The sequence below is a fragment of the Kocuria sp. CPCC 205260 genome, assembly GCF_040981045.1.
Lineage (GTDB): Bacteria > Actinomycetota > Actinomycetes > Actinomycetales > Micrococcaceae > Kocuria > Kocuria palustris.
The window spans coordinates 99,858-114,917 of record NZ_JAVKPT010000008.1; the positions used below are offsets into that span (position 1 = coordinate 99,858).

At 71.6% G+C, this 15,060-nt stretch carries 13 protein-coding genes; 4 read left to right on the top strand and 9 right to left on the bottom strand.

Annotated features, from left to right (window positions below):
- Positions 1–29: 29 nt before the first annotated feature.
- Positions 30–680 carry a CDP-alcohol phosphatidyltransferase family protein gene (locus tag RF645_RS11655; protein WP_368819114.1) on the top strand — a complete coding sequence of 217 codons (651 nt, stop codon included), beginning with the start codon at positions 30–32 and terminating at the stop codon, positions 678–680.
- Here the strand turns inward: RF645_RS11655 and RF645_RS11660 are convergent.
- Both RF645_RS11660 and RF645_RS11665 read right to left on the bottom strand, forming a co-directional pair.
- Entirely contained in the window at positions 664–1,281 is a 618-nt protein-coding gene (locus tag RF645_RS11660; protein ID WP_259903639.1) for a GNAT family N-acetyltransferase, read from the bottom strand. The two genes, RF645_RS11655 and RF645_RS11660, sit on opposite strands and share 17 nt — an antisense overlap.
- Positions 1,282–1,373: 92 nt before the next feature.
- A complete protein-coding gene (locus RF645_RS11665; protein WP_368819115.1) occupies positions 1,374–1,841 on the bottom strand; it encodes a hotdog fold domain-containing protein in 468 nt (155 codons plus the stop codon).
- A gap of 186 nt (positions 1,842–2,027) precedes the next feature.
- Here RF645_RS11665 and clpB point away from each other — a divergent pair, with 186 nt between their 5' ends.
- Together clpB and RF645_RS11675 are read left to right on the top strand one after the other, a co-directional pair.
- Positions 2,028–4,628, top strand: a complete 2,601-nt coding sequence (gene clpB / locus RF645_RS11670) for an ATP-dependent chaperone ClpB (RefSeq protein ID WP_137801830.1) — start codon at positions 2,028–2,030, stop codon at positions 4,626–4,628.
- Positions 4,629–4,851: 223 nt separating this feature from the next.
- On the top strand, positions 4,852–5,067 hold the full coding sequence (locus RF645_RS11675) for a DUF3073 domain-containing protein (protein ID WP_024289822.1): 216 nt from the start codon (positions 4,852–4,854) through the stop codon (positions 5,065–5,067).
- 144 nt (positions 5,068–5,211) lie between these two features.
- Here the strand turns inward: RF645_RS11675 and purM are convergent, their stop codons facing one another.
- The 5 genes from purM to RF645_RS11700 all read right to left on the bottom strand — a co-directional run bounded on the left by purM (position 5,212) and on the right by RF645_RS11700 (position 9,965).
- On the bottom strand, positions 5,212–6,375 hold the full coding sequence (gene purM / locus RF645_RS11680; protein ID WP_259903633.1) for a phosphoribosylformylglycinamidine cyclo-ligase: 1,164 nt from the start codon (positions 6,373–6,375) through the stop codon (positions 5,212–5,214).
- 59 nt (positions 6,376–6,434) lie between these two features.
- Positions 6,435–8,114: an amidophosphoribosyltransferase gene (gene purF, locus RF645_RS11685; protein ID WP_006213816.1), complete on the bottom strand. Its 1,680-nt coding sequence runs from the start codon at positions 8,112–8,114 to the stop codon at positions 6,435–6,437.
- 4 nt (positions 8,115–8,118) lie between these two features.
- Positions 8,119–8,487, bottom strand: coding sequence for a hypothetical protein (locus RF645_RS11690; protein WP_137801827.1), 369 nt, complete (start codon positions 8,485–8,487; stop codon positions 8,119–8,121).
- 69 nt (positions 8,488–8,556) lie between these two features.
- Positions 8,557–8,919: a sterol carrier family protein gene (locus RF645_RS11695; protein WP_006213814.1), complete on the bottom strand. Its 363-nt coding sequence runs from the start codon at positions 8,917–8,919 to the stop codon at positions 8,557–8,559.
- The gene (locus RF645_RS11700; RefSeq protein WP_259903626.1) at positions 8,919–9,965 is read right to left on the bottom strand and encodes an asparaginase; all 1,047 of its coding nucleotides are present in this window, start codon (positions 9,963–9,965) and stop codon (positions 8,919–8,921) included. The genes RF645_RS11695 and RF645_RS11700 overlap by 1 nt, the downstream gene beginning before the upstream one ends.
- A gap of 64 nt (positions 9,966–10,029) precedes the next feature.
- Between RF645_RS11700 and purD the strand changes: the two genes are divergently transcribed.
- A complete protein-coding gene (gene purD / locus RF645_RS11705; RefSeq protein WP_259903624.1) occupies positions 10,030–12,387 on the top strand; it encodes a phosphoribosylamine--glycine ligase in 2,358 nt (785 codons plus the stop codon).
- 392 nt (positions 12,388–12,779) lie between these two features.
- Here purD and RF645_RS11710 read toward each other — a convergent pair whose 3' ends face one another.
- The gene (locus RF645_RS11710) at positions 12,780–14,525 is read right to left on the bottom strand and encodes an FAD-dependent oxidoreductase (protein ID WP_058870746.1); all 1,746 of its coding nucleotides are present in this window, start codon (positions 14,523–14,525) and stop codon (positions 12,780–12,782) included.
- Between the two features lie 81 nt (positions 14,526–14,606).
- The gene (locus RF645_RS11715) at positions 14,607–14,981 is read right to left on the bottom strand and encodes a UBP-type zinc finger domain-containing protein (protein ID WP_235586702.1); all 375 of its coding nucleotides are present in this window, start codon (positions 14,979–14,981) and stop codon (positions 14,607–14,609) included.
- Between the last annotated feature and the right edge of the window lie 79 nt (positions 14,982–15,060).

Consider the following 15,060-nt stretch of genomic DNA (forward strand, 5'->3'; position numbering starts at 1 on the left):
CCCCTCCCGCCGAACAACGGATCCGCACCATGAACAAGGCCCTGACCGCTCTGCGCGACGGACTCCTGCCGCCGTCCCTGCGAGGCGATGAGCCCGCGGGACAGGGGCGTGCCGCGCAGTCGTCGTCGCACGCGGACAGCGGCGTGGTCACGGTCCCCAATGCCTTCACCGCGCTGCGCTTCCTGCTGATCATCCCGGCGGTCATCGCGATCCTGCAGATCCAGGAGCGGCCCTGGATGCCGCTGGTGCTGGTGGCGATCTTCTCGCTGACCGACTGGGTCGACGGCTTCCTGGCGCGACTGCTGGACCAGTTCAGCGAGTTCGGCGCCAAGCTGGATCCGATCGCCGACCGGATCGGCCTGGGGCTGGTGATCATCGCGCTGACGGTCGAGGGCATGCTGCCGCTGTGGGCGATCCTGGTGATCGCCGCGGTCGATGTGGCGCTTCTGGTCATGCTGGTCCGGCTGCGCCTGAGCGAGGGCATGGCGGTCACCTGGGCGGGCAAGCTGCGCACGGCCCTGACCATGCTGGGCGTGGTCGCGGTGCTGGCAGGGCCGGCCTTCGACTGGTCCTGGCTCACCGCCCTGGGCTCGGTGTGCGTGCAGGTCGGCGCCGTGCTGCACGTGCTCAACGGGATCGGCTACGCACGCACCGCCCTGCGGATCAGCCGCGGCGCATGACCGCCTGCTCCACCCCGGCGGAGTCGGTGATCAGCTCCACGAGCTCGAAGCCGCTGCGCTCGTAGAGCCGACGGCTGCCCGGGGTGGTCGACTCGAGGCCCACGGGCAGGCCCTCGGCGCGGGTCAGGCCGTGCTCCAGCAGGGTCGAGCCCACGCGACGGCCCTGCGCGGCCGGAGCCACCGTGAGGTAGGACAGGCGCCAGTGCGGCTCCTGGGGGTGCAGGCGGTCGTAGGTGCGGCTGTCCTGCTGCTGCTTCTGCGGGTCCGTCCCCAGGATCTCGCCGGCGCGGCGCTCGGCCTCCCGGGCCGCTGGGTCCTCGTGGGCCTTCGACTCGGGGCGGTCCCAGATGGCCGCACCCAGGATCTGGGGACCCTGAACGCCGTGCAGCTCCGCGACGTCCACCGCGGCATGGGGCAGCCATACCTGCTCGAGCAGCAGGCGGTAGTGGGCCTCGAGCCGCTTGGTGAGGTCCTCGCCCGGCGCCGCATGGGCGCGGGCCCACGGATCGTCGGTGAAGGCCAGTGCCATCACTCCGGCGATCGTCTCGAGGTCCTCGGCGCTTGCCGGGCGGACGCGGAGCGCGGTCTCGGAGGTGGTCATCGCGGAGCCTTTCGGGTCGGGACTGCGCCGCTGCGGAGCGCGTCGGGGCAGCGGGGCCACACTATCCAGTCCGGCGGCGGCCCTGCGGGCATTCAGCGCCTGGCCTCCGAGAGCCACAGGGGGATGACGCCGCGCACCACCTCGGTGCCGTCGCGCAGGTGGGCCGTCACGCGCACGGGCACCTCGCAGGGGAGGGACTGCTCCCAGTCCGCCGGGTCGGTCTCGGCCAGGCATCGGACGTCGCCGGGGACCTTGGCCACGTAGTCGAGCCGGATGCCCTTGGGGATCCAGCGCGTGCCCTCCGGCAGCGTGGCCTCGGCCAGCAGGCCCATGGCCGCCTCGAGGCCGTTGCCGACGGCCAGGGCGTGGACGGTGCCGATGTGGTTCTGCACCGCGCGCCGCTTGCGGATCTGCACCACGGCGCGGTGCGGGGCCATCTCGAGGACCTGCGGGCGCACGGAGGCGAAGTAGGGGGCCTTGAGCATGTAGGCCAGGGAGAACGCTCGCTTCCCCAGGGGGCGGGCGGCGAACTGCTGGTACATCCGGTAGGTGGAGGTCATGCCCCGATGGTAGAGAAGACAGCGGGGAGAGGTGTCGAGCATCACTCTGGTGACGCAAGCCCGTGCCCATGGTGTATGGCGCAATAAACTTGAGTGGAGTAGACTCAAGTCAAGTCAAGACAACACAAGAGGCGTCGAGGTCCGCAGGAGTTCAGCGGGCGGCAGCGCCGGAACAAGGAGGAACCTGTGGACACTCAGCTGACCACTCGCTCGCAGGAGGCCGTCTCGGCGGCGGCCGCTGCGGCCTCGACCGGAGGCCACCCGCAGATCGAGCCTCTGCACCTGCTGGACGCGCTGCTCCAGCAGCGCGACGGCGTCGCCGTCGCCATCCTGGAGGCCGCAGGCACGGACGTCGCCGCACTGGCCGCGGCGGTCACCGCCAAGCTCGGCGCGCTGCCTTCGGTCTCTGGCGACACTGCCAACCAGGCCCAGTTCAACCGCGCCGCCCTGCAGGCGGTCAAGGCGGCCGAGGCCTTCGCCCGCGAGCTCGGGGACGAGTACGTCTCGACCGAGCACCTGCTCTACGGCATCGCCGAGGGCGAGGGCGCTGCGGCCGAGCTGCTGGCCTCGGCCGGCGCCTCGCCCGCGGTCATCCGGGAGACGATCCCCAAGGTGCGCGGTGACCGTCGCGTGACCTCGCCGGATCCCGAGCAGACCTTCCAGGCGCTCGAGAAGTACGGCACCGACCTGACCGCGATCGCCCGCGAGGGCAAGCTCGATCCGGTGATCGGGCGCGACGGCGAGATCCGCCGCGTCATCCAGGTGCTGTCGCGGCGCACCAAGAACAACCCCGTGCTGATCGGCGAGCCCGGCGTGGGCAAGACCTCGGTCGTCGAGGGTCTGGCTCAGCGCATGGTGGCCGGGGACGTCCCCGAGTCGCTGCGCGGCAAGACCCTGATCGCCCTGGACATCGGTGCCATGATCGCCGGCGCCAAGTACCGCGGCGAGTTCGAGGAGCGCTTCAAGGCCGTCCTGGATGAGATCAAGGCCTCCGAGGGGCAGATCGTCACCTTCATCGATGAGATCCACACCATCGTGGGCGCCGGCGGCGGCTCCGAGGGCGCCATGGATGCGGGCAACATGCTCAAGCCCATGCTCGCCCGCGGCGAGCTGCGCCTGATCGGTGCCACCACGCTGGACGAGTACCGCGAGAACATCGAGAAGGACGCCGCGCTGGAGCGCCGCTTCCAGCAGGTCTTCGTGGGGGAGCCGTCGGTGGAGGACACGGTCGCGATCCTGCGCGGGCTCAAGGAGCGCTACGAGGCGCATCACAAGGTCCAGATCGCCGACAGCGCCCTGGTGGCGGCTGCGAGCCTGTCCAACCGGTACATCCCGCAGCGCCAGCTTCCGGACAAGGCCATCGACCTGATCGATGAGGCTGCCTCCCGGCTGCGCATGGAGATCGACTCCGCTCCGGAGGAGATCGACCAGCTGCGCCGCCAGGTGGACCGCCTGACCATGGAGGAGCTGGCCCTGGAAGGGGAGACCGACCCCGCTTCGGTCGAGCGGCTGGCCGCACTGCGCAAGGACAAGGCGGACAAGCAGGCCGAGCTGGATGTCCTGAACTCCCGGTGGGAGCAGGAGAAGGCCGGGCTGAACCGCGTGGGCGATCTCAAGGCGCAGATCGATGAGCTGCGCTCGCAGGCCGAGCGCGCCCAGCGCGGCGGCGATCTGGGGGAGGCCTCGCGCCTGCTCTACGGCGAGATCCCGGCTCTGCAGAAAGAGCTGGAGCGCGCACAGGAGCAGGAGGACGCCGCTGCCGATCGCGAGCTCATGGTCTCGGAGGAGGTCACCGCCGATGACATCGCCGAGGTGGTCTCCGCCTGGACGGGCATCCCCGCCGGGAAGATGCTGCAGGGCGAGGCGGAGAAGCTGCTCGAGATGGAGTCCATCCTGGGTCGGCGCCTGATCGGCCAGAAGAAGGCCGTGAAGGCGGTCGCCGACGCCGTGCGGCGCTCGCGCGCCGGCGTCTCCGACCCCGACCGCCCGATCGGCTCCTTCCTGTTCCTCGGCCCCACGGGCGTGGGCAAGACCGAGCTGGCCAAGGCGCTGGCCGAGTTCCAGTTCGACGACGAGCGCGCCCTGGTGCGCATCGACATGTCGGAGTACTCGGAGAAGCACTCCGTCGCCCGTCTCGTCGGGGCCCCTCCGGGATACGTGGGCTACGAGGAGGGCGGTCAGCTCACCGAGTCGGTGCGGCGCCGGCCCTATTCGGTCGTGCTGCTCGACGAGGTCGAGAAGGCCCACCCCGAGGTCTTCGACATCCTCCTGCAGGTGCTCGACGACGGCCGCCTGACCGACGGACAGGGCCGGACCGTGGACTTCCGCAACACGATCCTGATCCTGACCTCGAACCTGGGCAGCCAGTTCCTGGTGGATCCCGAGCTCGACGAGACCGCCAAGCGGGAGGCCGTGATGAGCGTGGTCAATGCCTCGTTCAAGCCGGAGTTCCTGAACCGGCTCGACGAGACAATCATGTTCGATCCGCTGAGCACCGAGGACCTCTCGCGCATCGTCGAGATCCAGGTGCGCGAGCTGGCGCGTCGCCTCGAGCCGCGCCGCTTGCGCCTGGAGGTGACCCCGGCGGCCAGCGAGTGGCTGGGGCTGGCCGGGTTCGACCCGGCATTCGGTGCCCGGCCGCTGCGCCGCCTGGTGCAGCAGCAGATCGGCGATCGGCTGGCCCGCGGTCTGCTCGCCGGCGACATCGTCGACGGCGACACCGTCCGCGTGGATGTCGATCCGGGCATAGACAGCGACGGACTGGTCGTCACCGCCGAGCGCGACTGATCGTCAGACGCCGCAGCCGCCCGGCGGTCGCCCCTTCCTCCCGCGGAGGGGCGACTGCCAGGTCTCTGCCAGGTAGGGCCAGGTCTCTGCCAGGTAGGGCCGGGTCGATCCAGGAGCGTTCGAACGTGTACCCTGGGGCCACGATTCATACGCACATCACCGGGGCAGCACTGTGTGTCGACTGGCTGCCGACCGGAACCGAGAGACAGAGGGGGTCACGCTCATGGGGCGCGGCCGTCAAAAGGCGAAGGCAACGCGACAGGCTCGGGAGATGAAGTACTTCACCCCCGACACCGACCTCACCGCACTGCAGCGCGAGCTGCGGCAGTCGGGGCCGACCGAGAGTCGGCGCCCGGCGTTCGAGGACGACCAGCACAGCGCGGTCGACTCGCACTCCGAGGATCAGGACAGCTACGAGTACGACGATCGTCGCCGCTGAGCCTCCCCTCTCCTGAAGGGGTCAGCCGGTGCGACCGGCGTGCGAAGAGCCCCCCACCGTTCGGTGGGGGGCTCTTCGCATGCCAGCTGATCTCGGGGCGGGCGCCCCGTGGGCTGTGAGCGACTCCTCGCGGGGCTCGATCGCTCAGCCGGCGTAGTCGCCGACCAGGTGCACTGCGCCGCCGTCGACGCCCTTGGCTCCCTGCACCCAGTCCGGTCCTCCGCCCAGGCCGCCGCCCGGCAGGTCCTCGACATGGCCCATGATCCAGGCGTCCATGCCGCGGGAGTGCAGGCGGGCCAGGGCGGAGTCGGCCGCGGACGGATCGACGACCGCGATCATGCCCACGCCCAGGTTCAGCGTGCGCTCCAGATCGGGCTGCGGGACGCTGCCCAGGGTGCCGATCAGCTGGAAGACCGGCGGAACCGACCAGGTCCCACGATCGACCACGGCCACGGTGCCCTGCGGCAGCACGCGGGCCAGGTTGGCGGCCAGTCCTCCGCCGGTCACGTGGGTGAACCCGCGCACACCCGAGCCGGTCGTGCCGTCAGGGCCGTTGACGGGGAAGGAACGGGCCAGATCCAGGACGTCGGCCGCGTAGACGCGGGTGGGCTCGAGCAGCTCCTCGCCCAGGGTGCGCCCGAACTCCTCGACCTCGCGCTCGAGCGACCAGCCGGCCACGTCCAGGACGCGGCGGACCAGGGAGTAGCCGTTCGAGTGGATGCCCGAGGACCCCATGGCGATCAGGACGTCGCCCGAGCGCACGCGGTGCGGTCCGAGCAGCTCGTCGGCCTCGACCACGCCGGTCGTGGCGCCGGCGACGTCGTACTCGTCCGGGCGCAGCAGGCCCGGGTGCTCGGCGGTCTCGCCGCCCACCAGGGCGGCACCGGCCGCGGAGCAGGCGGCGGCGATGCCGCGCACGATATCGGCGATGCGCTCCGGCACCACCTTGCCCGTGGCGATGTAGTCGGTCATGAACAGCGGCTCGGCGCCGACCACCACGATGTCGTCGACGACCATGCCCACCAGGTCCCAGCCGATGGTGTCGTGGATGTCCAGGGCCTGGGCGATCGCGACCTTGGTGCCCACGCCGTCGGTCGAGGACGCCAGGTACGGCTTGCGGTAGCCGGTCAGCGCCGAGGCGTCCCACAGCCCGGCGAAGCCGCCGAACCCGCCGACGACCTGGGGCGAGTGGGTGTCCTTGACGGCGGCGCGCATCAGCTCGACCGCGCGGTCACCGGCCTCGACGTCGACGCCGGCCGAGGAGTAGGTGATGCTCTGGGCCGCGTCTGTGCTCTTCTGATCGGTCACGATGCTCCTGGGGTGGCGTGGTGGTCGTGAGGTGTGCGATGCGGGGCCGACGGCCGCGCTCAGCGCTGGGACGAGCTGTGCTCGTGGGAGGTGCGGGTGTCCTGCTCCAGGACCAGGTCCTCGAGCTCGGAGTCGGGTCCTGGATCGCACGAGCCGACCTCGGAGGAGGGCTCGGCGTCGTCGGCCAGCCGGATGCGCTCGCCCGAGGCCTCGACGGTCTTCTCCTCGCTCGCGGCGGCTGCGGACTCAGTCCGGCCGTGGGGCGCCGAGGGGGCGCGACGAGCCTCCACGACGGACTTGCCGAGAGCATCGGCTGCGGGCAGCTCGGTGGGATAGCGCCCGGAGAAGCACGCCGTGCACAGCTCGGAGGGCTCCTGCCGGGTGGCCTCGATCATGCCGTCCTCGGAGATGTAGCCCAGGGAGTCGGCGCCCAGGGAGGCGCGGATGTCATCGACGGCCAGCCCGTTGGCGATCAGCTCCGCGCGATTGGCGAAGTCGATGCCGTAGAAGCAGGGCCACTTGATGGGCGGCGAGGAGATGCGCACGTGGATCTCGGCTGCGCCGGCCTCGCGCAGCATGCGCACCAGCGCGCGCTGGGTGTTGCCGCGCACGATGGAGTCGTCGACCACGATCAGCCGCTTGCCCGCGACCACGGACTTCAGCGGGTTGAGCTTGAGGCGGATGCCGAGCTGGCGGATCGTGTCCGAGGGCTGGATGAACGTGCGGCCGACGTACGAGTTCTTGACCAGGCCGTTGCCGAACGGGATCCCGGAGGCCTCGGCGTAGCCGATCGCCGCTGGCGTCCCGGACTCGGGGGTGGGCATGACCAGATCGGCCTCGACGGGGTGCTCGCGGGCCAGGGCTCGGCCCATGTCCACGCGGGACTCGTAGACCGAGCGGCCGTGGATCGCGGTGTCCGGGCGGGCCAGGTACACGTACTCGAAGACGCAGGCGGCCCGGCGGGCCTCGGCGAAGCGGTGCGAGCGCAGGCCGTCCTCGTCGATCGCGATGAACTCGCCGGGCTCGACCTCCCGCACGAACGAGGCGCCCACGATGTCCAGGGCGGAGGTCTCCGAGGCCACGACCCAGCCGCGCTCCAGGCGGCCCAGCACCAGCGGGCGGATGCCCTGCGGGTCGCGCGCGGCGTAGAGGGTGTGCTCGTCCATGAAGCTCAGGCAGAAGGAGCCCACGAGCTGCGGCAGCAGCGCCAGCGCGGCCTCCTCGAGGGAGTCGTGCGGGTGCTCGGCCAGCAGCGAGGTCACCAGGGCGGTGTCCGTGGTGTTGCCCCGGGCCATCTCGCCTCGCGAGGGGAAGCCCGACTTGTCGATGAGCTTGTCGTAGAGCTCCGCGGAGTTCGTGAGGTTGCCGTTGTGGGCCAGGGCGACCGTGCCGTGGGGCGTGGCGCCCAGGGTGGGCTGGGCGTTGGTCCAGGTCGAGCCGCCGGTGGTCGAGTAGCGGCAGTGCCCGACGGCCATGTGCCCGATCAGGGTGTTCAGCGTCGTCTCGTCGAAGACCTGGGAGACGAGCCCCATGTCCTTGTAGACGCTGATGCGCTCGCCGTTGGAGGTCGCGATCCCCGCGGACTCCTGGCCGCGGTGCTGGATCGCGTACAGGCCGAAGTACGTCAGCTTGGCGACGTCCTCGCCGGGGGCCCAGACGCCGAAGACCCCGCATTCGTCCTGCGGAGCCCTGTCGTCGTCGAAGGTCTCGTGGGTCAGTCGTCCATCAGGTCGCAGCACGGGTTCAGTCTCCCACGTCGGCGGATCGGTCGTTCGGGGCGGCGGTGGGGGACTCCAGGCGAGCCTGCACCTCCCGGGCTCGTCGCACCGAGATGCGGTCGGCGACCACGTAGGCCACCGCTCCCAGGGCCATGCCGAGGAGTGCGAAGATCACCGCCATGTAGCCGATGACCTGGGTGGTCGTGAACTCCACGTTGCCCGATCCCAGCACGCCGATGACGATGCCCGCGATCAGGCCGATCGCTGCGCCGGTGCCCAGGAACACGGAGACCCTGGGCGCCCGGCGGAGGCTGAGGGTCGTGAGCTGCTCCTGGTCCTCGACGGGAGCCGTGGAGCCGCGCAGCGGGGTGGTCGGGGAGTCTTCGGAGGGCATGGGTCTCAGGATAACGGCCGCGGAGGCCGAGCGATCCCGCCGGAGGCCTCTCGCTGGGAGGCGTGCGTCTCAGGCCCCGAGCAGCGGCAGGACGCCCGAGAGATCGGTGCGGGTCCCGGAGGCCGCCACTCGGCGATCGGCCACGGCATCGGCCCAGCTCAGGCGCCCGGTGGCCAGCTCGAGCCACGTCCGGGCGTCGGTCTCGACCACGTTCGGCGGGGTGCCGCGGGTGTGGCGCGGGCCCTCGATGCACTGGGTCACGCCCAGGGGCGGAACGCGCACCTCCACCGAGTTGCCCGGCGCGCGCTCGGCGAGCTCCTCGAGGGTGAAGCGCACGGCCGTGGCGATCGTGCTGCGCGGGGGCTCGTCGTCGCGTCGCCAGGCGGCCACGGCCAGGGTGCCGTCGGCGGGATCGATTCGTCGCCGGGCCATCAGCCGCGCCTCCGGTCTCCGGCCGGCTCGACCGGCTCCTGCCCGTGCTCGCGCAGGACGTCGACGACGGCGGGGGCCAGCTCGAATCCGCCCACGACCGCCTCGGCGCCCGTGATGGACGGGGTGGCGTCCTCGATCACGGGCCGGGCCCGCTCGGGGTCGAGCGCCCCGACGGCGATCAGCAGGTTCAGGCCCACGAGCGCGTTGATGCGCCCGGAGCCGTCGAGGGTCTTGACGGCCACCGAGTAGCCGTCGGTGGTGCCCAGCCCCAGCACGCCCTCGGCGCCGAGCTTGGCGATGACGTCGAGCTGCTCCATGATCACGGTGTTCGACCGGCCGGGGCCCTCGACGAACTCGGGGTAGTCGAGCATGGCGGTGGCGACTGTGGCCATGCGGGCCTCTGCGCGGATGTTGCGCGCGGCGGCGCCCAGGGAGGCGTACGCCCTGCCGAGTCCGCTCAGCGAGATCGCGGCCAGGGGAGCCCCGCAGCCGTCGACCCCCACGAGGGAGGGCTGCTCGCCGGTGACCTCGGCGATCACGCGCAGCACCTCCTGCTGCAGCGGGTGCTGCGGATCCAGATAGGTCTGCGGATCCCAGTCGTTGACCGCGCATGCCGCCAGGAAGGCCGCGTGCTTGCCCGAGCAGTTGTAGAACAGGCGCGAGTCCTGCTCCTCCGGGCGGTGGCGCCCCACGGCCGGGCACTGCAGGGCCGTCTCCGCCACGCCGGCCTCCTCCAGGATGGAGCGCACGGCGGCAACCTGGTCGTCGTCGGCGCGGTGGGAGCCGGAGGCGATCGCGATCTGGCCCAGGCTGAGAATCGCCCCGGAGTTCATGGCGGCGATCGTCTGGAACGGCTTGAGAGTGGAGCGGGGGAAGATCGGCGTGTCGACATCGCCCAGGCTGATCAGCTGGGAGCCGTCCGGGCCGGTCACCACTGCGGAGCCGATGTGGCGGGTCTCCACGAAGCCGCTGCGCCGCAGGCGGGCGATCTCCACGGCGGAGGAGGCGGCGAAGGTCTCGTCGGGACTCGGATTCTGCATCGTCATGGCCCCAGTATCGGGCATGTGCGGGTCCGCGCACCCGGTCCCGGGTCGGCACTAGGCTGGCCCCGTGAAGATTCTGGTCATCGGCTCAGGCGGTCGAGAGCACGCCATCGTCCGCACCCTCCTGCGAGATCCGGCCGTGAGGGAGGTGCACGCAGCCCCCGGCAACGCCGGGATCTCCCGGGAGGTGCCGGTCCATCCGGTCGACCCCCAGGATCCGGCTTCGGTCCTCGCCCTGACGCGGACGATCGGCGCGGACCTGGTAGTCGTCGGCCCTGAGGCCCCGCTCGTGGCGGGAGTGGCCGACGCCCTGCGCGCCGAGGGCATCGACGTGTTCGGGCCGTCGGCCGAGGCCGCACGGCTCGAGGGCTCCAAGGCCTTCGCCAAGGAGGTCATGGACAAGGCCGGGGTGCCCACGGCCCAGGCCCGGACCTGCACGACCGAGCAGCAGGTCCAGGACGCCCTCGACGCGTTCGGCGCTCCGCACGTGGTCAAGGACGACGGCCTGGCCGCGGGCAAGGGCGTCGTGGTGACGGAGGACCGCCAGGCGGCCGCGGCCCACGCGCTGGCCTGCCTCGAGGCGGGCTCGACCGTGGTGATCGAGCAGTTCCTGGACGGCCCCGAGGTCTCGCTGTTCGTGATCTGCGACGGCACCGAGGCCGTGGCCCTGACGCCCGCCCAGGACTTCAAGCGCATCTTCGACGGCGACGAGGGCCCCAACACCGGAGGCATGGGCGCCTACACGCCGCTGCCGTGGCTTCCGGCAGGCTTCGCCGACGAGGTCGTGGCGACCGTGGCCCGTCCGGTGCTCGAGGAGATGGCCCGCCGCGGAACCCCGTTCAACGGCGTGCTGTTCTGCGGCCTGGCCGTGACCTCCGAGGGCCTGAAGGTCATCGAGTTCAACGTGCGCTTCGGCGACCCCGAGACCCAATCCGTGCTGGCGCGGCTCGTCTCGCCGCTGGGCCAGCTGCTGAAGGCTGCGGCCCAGGGGCGGCTGGCCCAGGAGCAGGCCTCGCCCGACGACGGCCCCCTGCCGCTGCGCTGGAGCCCGCGCAGCTCGGTCAACGTGGTCGTGGCCTCGGCCGGCTACCCGGGCACCGTGCGCACCGGCGATCCGATCACCGGCATCGAGGAGGCGGAGGCGCTCGAGGGCGTCGAGGTCATCCATGCGGGCACGGCGCACGGCACAGGCGCCCAGGACGGGGCCGTGCTCAGCTCGGGAGGCCGCGTGCTCTCGGTCGTGGCCCTGGGCGATGACCTGGCTCAGGCACGGGCCCGTGCCTATCAGGGCGTGGAGCTGATCCGGCTGGAGGGCTCTCAGCACCGCACCGACATCGCCGAGGGCGCCCTGCGAGCGCAGGCGCGCGCGCAGGCCGAGGACGAGGCTGCGGCACCGGCCCCTGCATTTCCGACGGCAGCTGCCGCCGCCCAGGGCGAGCGTCGACCGGAGCACCCCGAGTTCCCCGGCCACCCCGCCCCGCCCGAGCTGCCGGGCTGGAGGCACATCTACTCCGGCAAGGTCCGCGAGCTCTACGTCCCCGAGGACGAGCACATGGCGGCCACGGGCGCGTCCGTCGGCGATGACGCCGAGTACCGGGCGGGCAGCGTGCTGGTGCTGGCCACCGACCGCATCTCGGCCTTCGACCAGGTCCTGCCCACCGAGATCCCGGACAAGGGAGTCGTGCTGACCCAGCTGTCGCTGTGGTGGTTCGAGCAGCTCAGCGAGGTCCCCAACCACCTGTGGAGCACCGATGTCCCGGAGGAGGTCCGCGGACGGGCGGTGATCTGCAAGAACCTCTCGATGTTCCCGGTCGAGTGCATCGTGCGCGGCTATCTGACCGGCTCCGGGCTCAAGGACTACCGCCGCGACGGCGAGATCTGCGGCGTGGCCCTTCCCGAGGGGCTGGAGGACGGCTCGCGGCTCGAGGAGCCCATCTTCACGCCCACGGGCAAGGCGGAGGTCGGCGAGCACGACCTCCCCATCACCTTCGAGGAGATGTCCGAGGGCATGGGCACGGCCGTCTCGGAGCGGCTGCGCGAGCTGAGCCTGCAGATCTACGCCCGCGCCGAGGCGATTGCGCGGGAGCGGGGGATCATCCTGGCCGACACCAAGCTCGAGTTCGGCCTGGACTCCTACCGCGGGGCCATCACTCTGGGGGATGAGGTCCTGACACCGGACTCCTCCCGGTTCTGGGATGCCGAGACCTGGCAGCCGGGGCGCTCGCAGCCGTCGTTCGACAAGCAGTACGTGCGCGACTGGCTGCACAGCGAGGCCTCCGGCTGGAACGGCGAGGGGCTGGCGCCCGCGCTGCCGGCCGATGTCGTGGAGCCCACGCGGGCCCGCTACATCGAGGCGTTCGAGCGGCTCACGGGGCGCAGCTTCAGCCCCCAGGGGCCCTTCCTGGAGGTCGACGCCGTCGACTGATCGGGTCCCCTCCGGCGGCTCGGATCCCGGGGTCCGCCAGAAAATCCCGAGAACCTGGACCAAAGTCCATAGTGCGAAGGCATGGACTCGTCGGATACTCGTGGTGAGCGAAAGTCGTGACGACCAGACGCGGCTGACGACTCGGTGAGGAACTCCTCGCCGCGCTCCCGGGAAGTTCCACCTTCCGGATCCAGGGCGCAGCGCGGAGTCCGTGTCGGTGTCGCTCCTGAAGGACTTGTCGAGGACCGGTGCTCTCCCCACCGCCTCGACTCCGGACAGCCGCGCGAGGACTGGATCCCCTCGCAGGACGGCGCGGAGCAGGTCCCTGAGGTGGAACGACGAGCGGCCCCTTCTGCCCATGGAGGGGCCGCTCAACGTTTCCCGGGGTCTTCTCAGCGCCGCTCGGGCGCAGCCGAGATGTGCTCGTGGATCAGCGACACTGCCGCAGCTCCCTCGCCGGTGGCCGAGGCCACCCGCTTCATGGACCCCGCGCGGACGTCTCCGGCGCACAGCACGCCGGGCACCGCGGTGGACAGCTGCGCCGGCGGGACGTCCTGCAGCCAGTGGTCGGCCGGGACGTCCCTGCCGGTGAGCACGAAGCCCCGCTCGTCCCGGCACACGGCCGCGGGAAGCCAGTCGCAGTGCGGGGCCGCCCCCAGCAGGAGGACGAGCCCGCCGACCTCCTGGTGCCGGCGCTGCCCGGTGGCGATCTCCTCGAGCTCGACCCAGGACAGCTCTCCCTCCTCGGCGCCGCCGTCGACCACTCGGGTCCCGCCCTGGACCTCGATCCGGGGGTTCGCCTCGATCTCGGTGATCAGATACTGCGACATGGTCTCTCCGAGCCCGGGCCTGCGCACGACGATCGTGACGGAGCGGGCGAATCGTGCCAGGTGCACTGCGGCCTGCCCGGCGCTGTTCCCTCCGCCGACCACCACGACGTCCTGGCCCTCCATCTCCGGGGCCGAGGCCATCGCGGCGCCGTAGTGGACGCCGTGGCCGACCAGCTGCTCGAGGGAGTCGACGCCGAGCCGGCGGTAGCTGACCCCGCTGGCGATCAGGACGGTGCGTGCGCGCAGGGCCTCGGATTCGGTGTGCACGGTGTGCAGGTCTCCGTCGATCCCGGGCTCCAGGCGCTCGACCGGCCAGCCGGTGCGGATCACGGCGCCGAAGCGCAGCGCCTGGGTGCGCGCCCGCGACGTCAGGCGCATGCCCGAGATGCCGCGCGGGAAGCCCAGGTAGTTGCGGATCATCGAGCTCGTGCCGGCCTGGCCGCCGACGGCGTCGGATTCGAGCACGAGCGTGCTCAGTCCCCCGCTGGCCGCATAGACGGCCGCTGCGAACCCGGCGGGTCCCGCGCCCACGATGATGACATCGAGCTCATCGGGCAGCTGCTCGACCGTGAGGGCGTGATTCGCCGAGTGCCTCCGGGCGAGGTGGCGGGCCGAAGGGCAGTGCTCGGCTGGCAGGCCCGAGGCGCTGATCATGGGCCAGCGGATCTCCTCCTCCGTCTTGGCCAGGATCCGCCGTCCGGTCTCGGAATCCGGGGAGTGCATCCCGTGCGGAGTGCCCATCCGATACAGGTGGTCCTGCAGCTGCCGGGCGATCGGGTGCCCCGGCGGGGCCACGATCGAGAAGGTCTCCACCTGCGGCCTGCCGGTCGTGGCGACCCAGTCGTTGAGGAGGTCGACGATCGCCGAGTGGAACTCCTCGTCGCGCTGCCCGCGCGGCAGCAGCAGGTGGGCATCGAGGACGCCCATGGCCACCTTGTGCCGCAGCAGCTGCACGTGGGGCATGAAGCTGGACCAGGCGGTGACCGCGATCCGCCGCGCCGTGGGCACGGCCGTGCGCACGGACTTCAGCGACGCGAAGGTCTGCGACCAGTCCTGGTCCTCGGTCTCGGGGGAGGTGTCCAGGACAAGAAGCGCCACGGGCGAGCCCTGGGCCTCGAGCTCCTCCAGGTCCGCGCTCAGCGCAGGCTGGGAGTCCACCGCGCGGACGTCGTACTCGTGGGCGTAGCGGCGGAACTGCCGGGTCAGCACCTCGCCGTGAAGGGCCGAGACGAGCAGGATCGCCGGCTGCGGCTCGACGGGCCGGTCCGGCTCGGAGGTCGTGGGCTGGGACGGGGGCGGGGTGGACATGGCGGCTCCAGTGCTCGGGCAGGACGGGGTTCCAGGACGACGGAGGAGGCTCCGACGAGCGCCGGATGCGTCGGGATCGGTTCAGGCGGTGGTGCTGTGCACGTAGCACCAGCGCCAGGTCTCGCCGGGCTCGGCCGACTGCATCACGGGGTGGCCGGTGGCGCGGAAGTGCGCGTTCGCGTGCTGGCCGACCGAGGAGTCGCAGCAGCCGATCTCGCCGCAGGTCAGGCAGCGGCGCAGGGCCACCGGATGGGTGCCCTGCTCCAGACAGGCGCGGCACACGGCGTCGTCGTCGGCATGCGGGCTCACCGAGGGCTGGTCGGCGAGCTCGTCGCAGGTGCCGCCCTGGCCGTCGCCGGTGGCCACGATCTCCTCGCGCGCCTCGGCGCCGGAGTCCAGCATGGACTCCTCGAGATCGAGCATGCCCAGGACCTCGCGGACCACGTGGGAGGGCACCTGGCCTCCCCCCGTTACCTTTTCGGCGGCGCCTGGATCGATCAGGATGAGCAGGTGCCGGCCAGCCGGTCCTCGGCAT

What these genes read in the sequence shown, in the direction of transcription:
- RF645_RS11655 (WP_368819114.1), top strand. Translation starts at nt 30, where the DNA reads ATGAACAAGGCCCTGACCGCTCTGCGCGACGGACTCCTGCCGCCGTCC.
- RF645_RS11665 (WP_368819115.1), bottom strand. Translation starts at nt 1,841, where the DNA reads ATGACCTCCACCTACCGGATGTACCAGCAGTTCGCCGCCCGCCCCCTG.
- RF645_RS11695 (WP_006213814.1), bottom strand. Translation starts at nt 8,919, where the DNA reads ATGGCCCGGCGACGAATCGATCCCGCCGACGGCACCCTGGCCGTGGCC.
- RF645_RS11660 (WP_259903639.1), bottom strand. Translation starts at nt 1,281, where the DNA reads ATGACCACCTCCGAGACCGCGCTCCGCGTCCGCCCGGCAAGCGCCGAG.
- RF645_RS11700 (WP_259903626.1), bottom strand. Translation starts at nt 9,965, where the DNA reads ATGACGATGCAGAATCCGAGTCCCGACGAGACCTTCGCCGCCTCCTCC.
- RF645_RS11710 (WP_058870746.1), bottom strand. Translation starts at nt 14,525, where the DNA reads ATGTCCACCCCGCCCCCGTCCCAGCCCACGACCTCCGAGCCGGACCGG.
- RF645_RS11690 (WP_137801827.1), bottom strand. Translation starts at nt 8,487, where the DNA reads ATGCCCTCCGAAGACTCCCCGACCACCCCGCTGCGCGGCTCCACGGCT.
- RF645_RS11675 (WP_024289822.1), top strand. Translation starts at nt 4,852, where the DNA reads ATGGGGCGCGGCCGTCAAAAGGCGAAGGCAACGCGACAGGCTCGGGAG.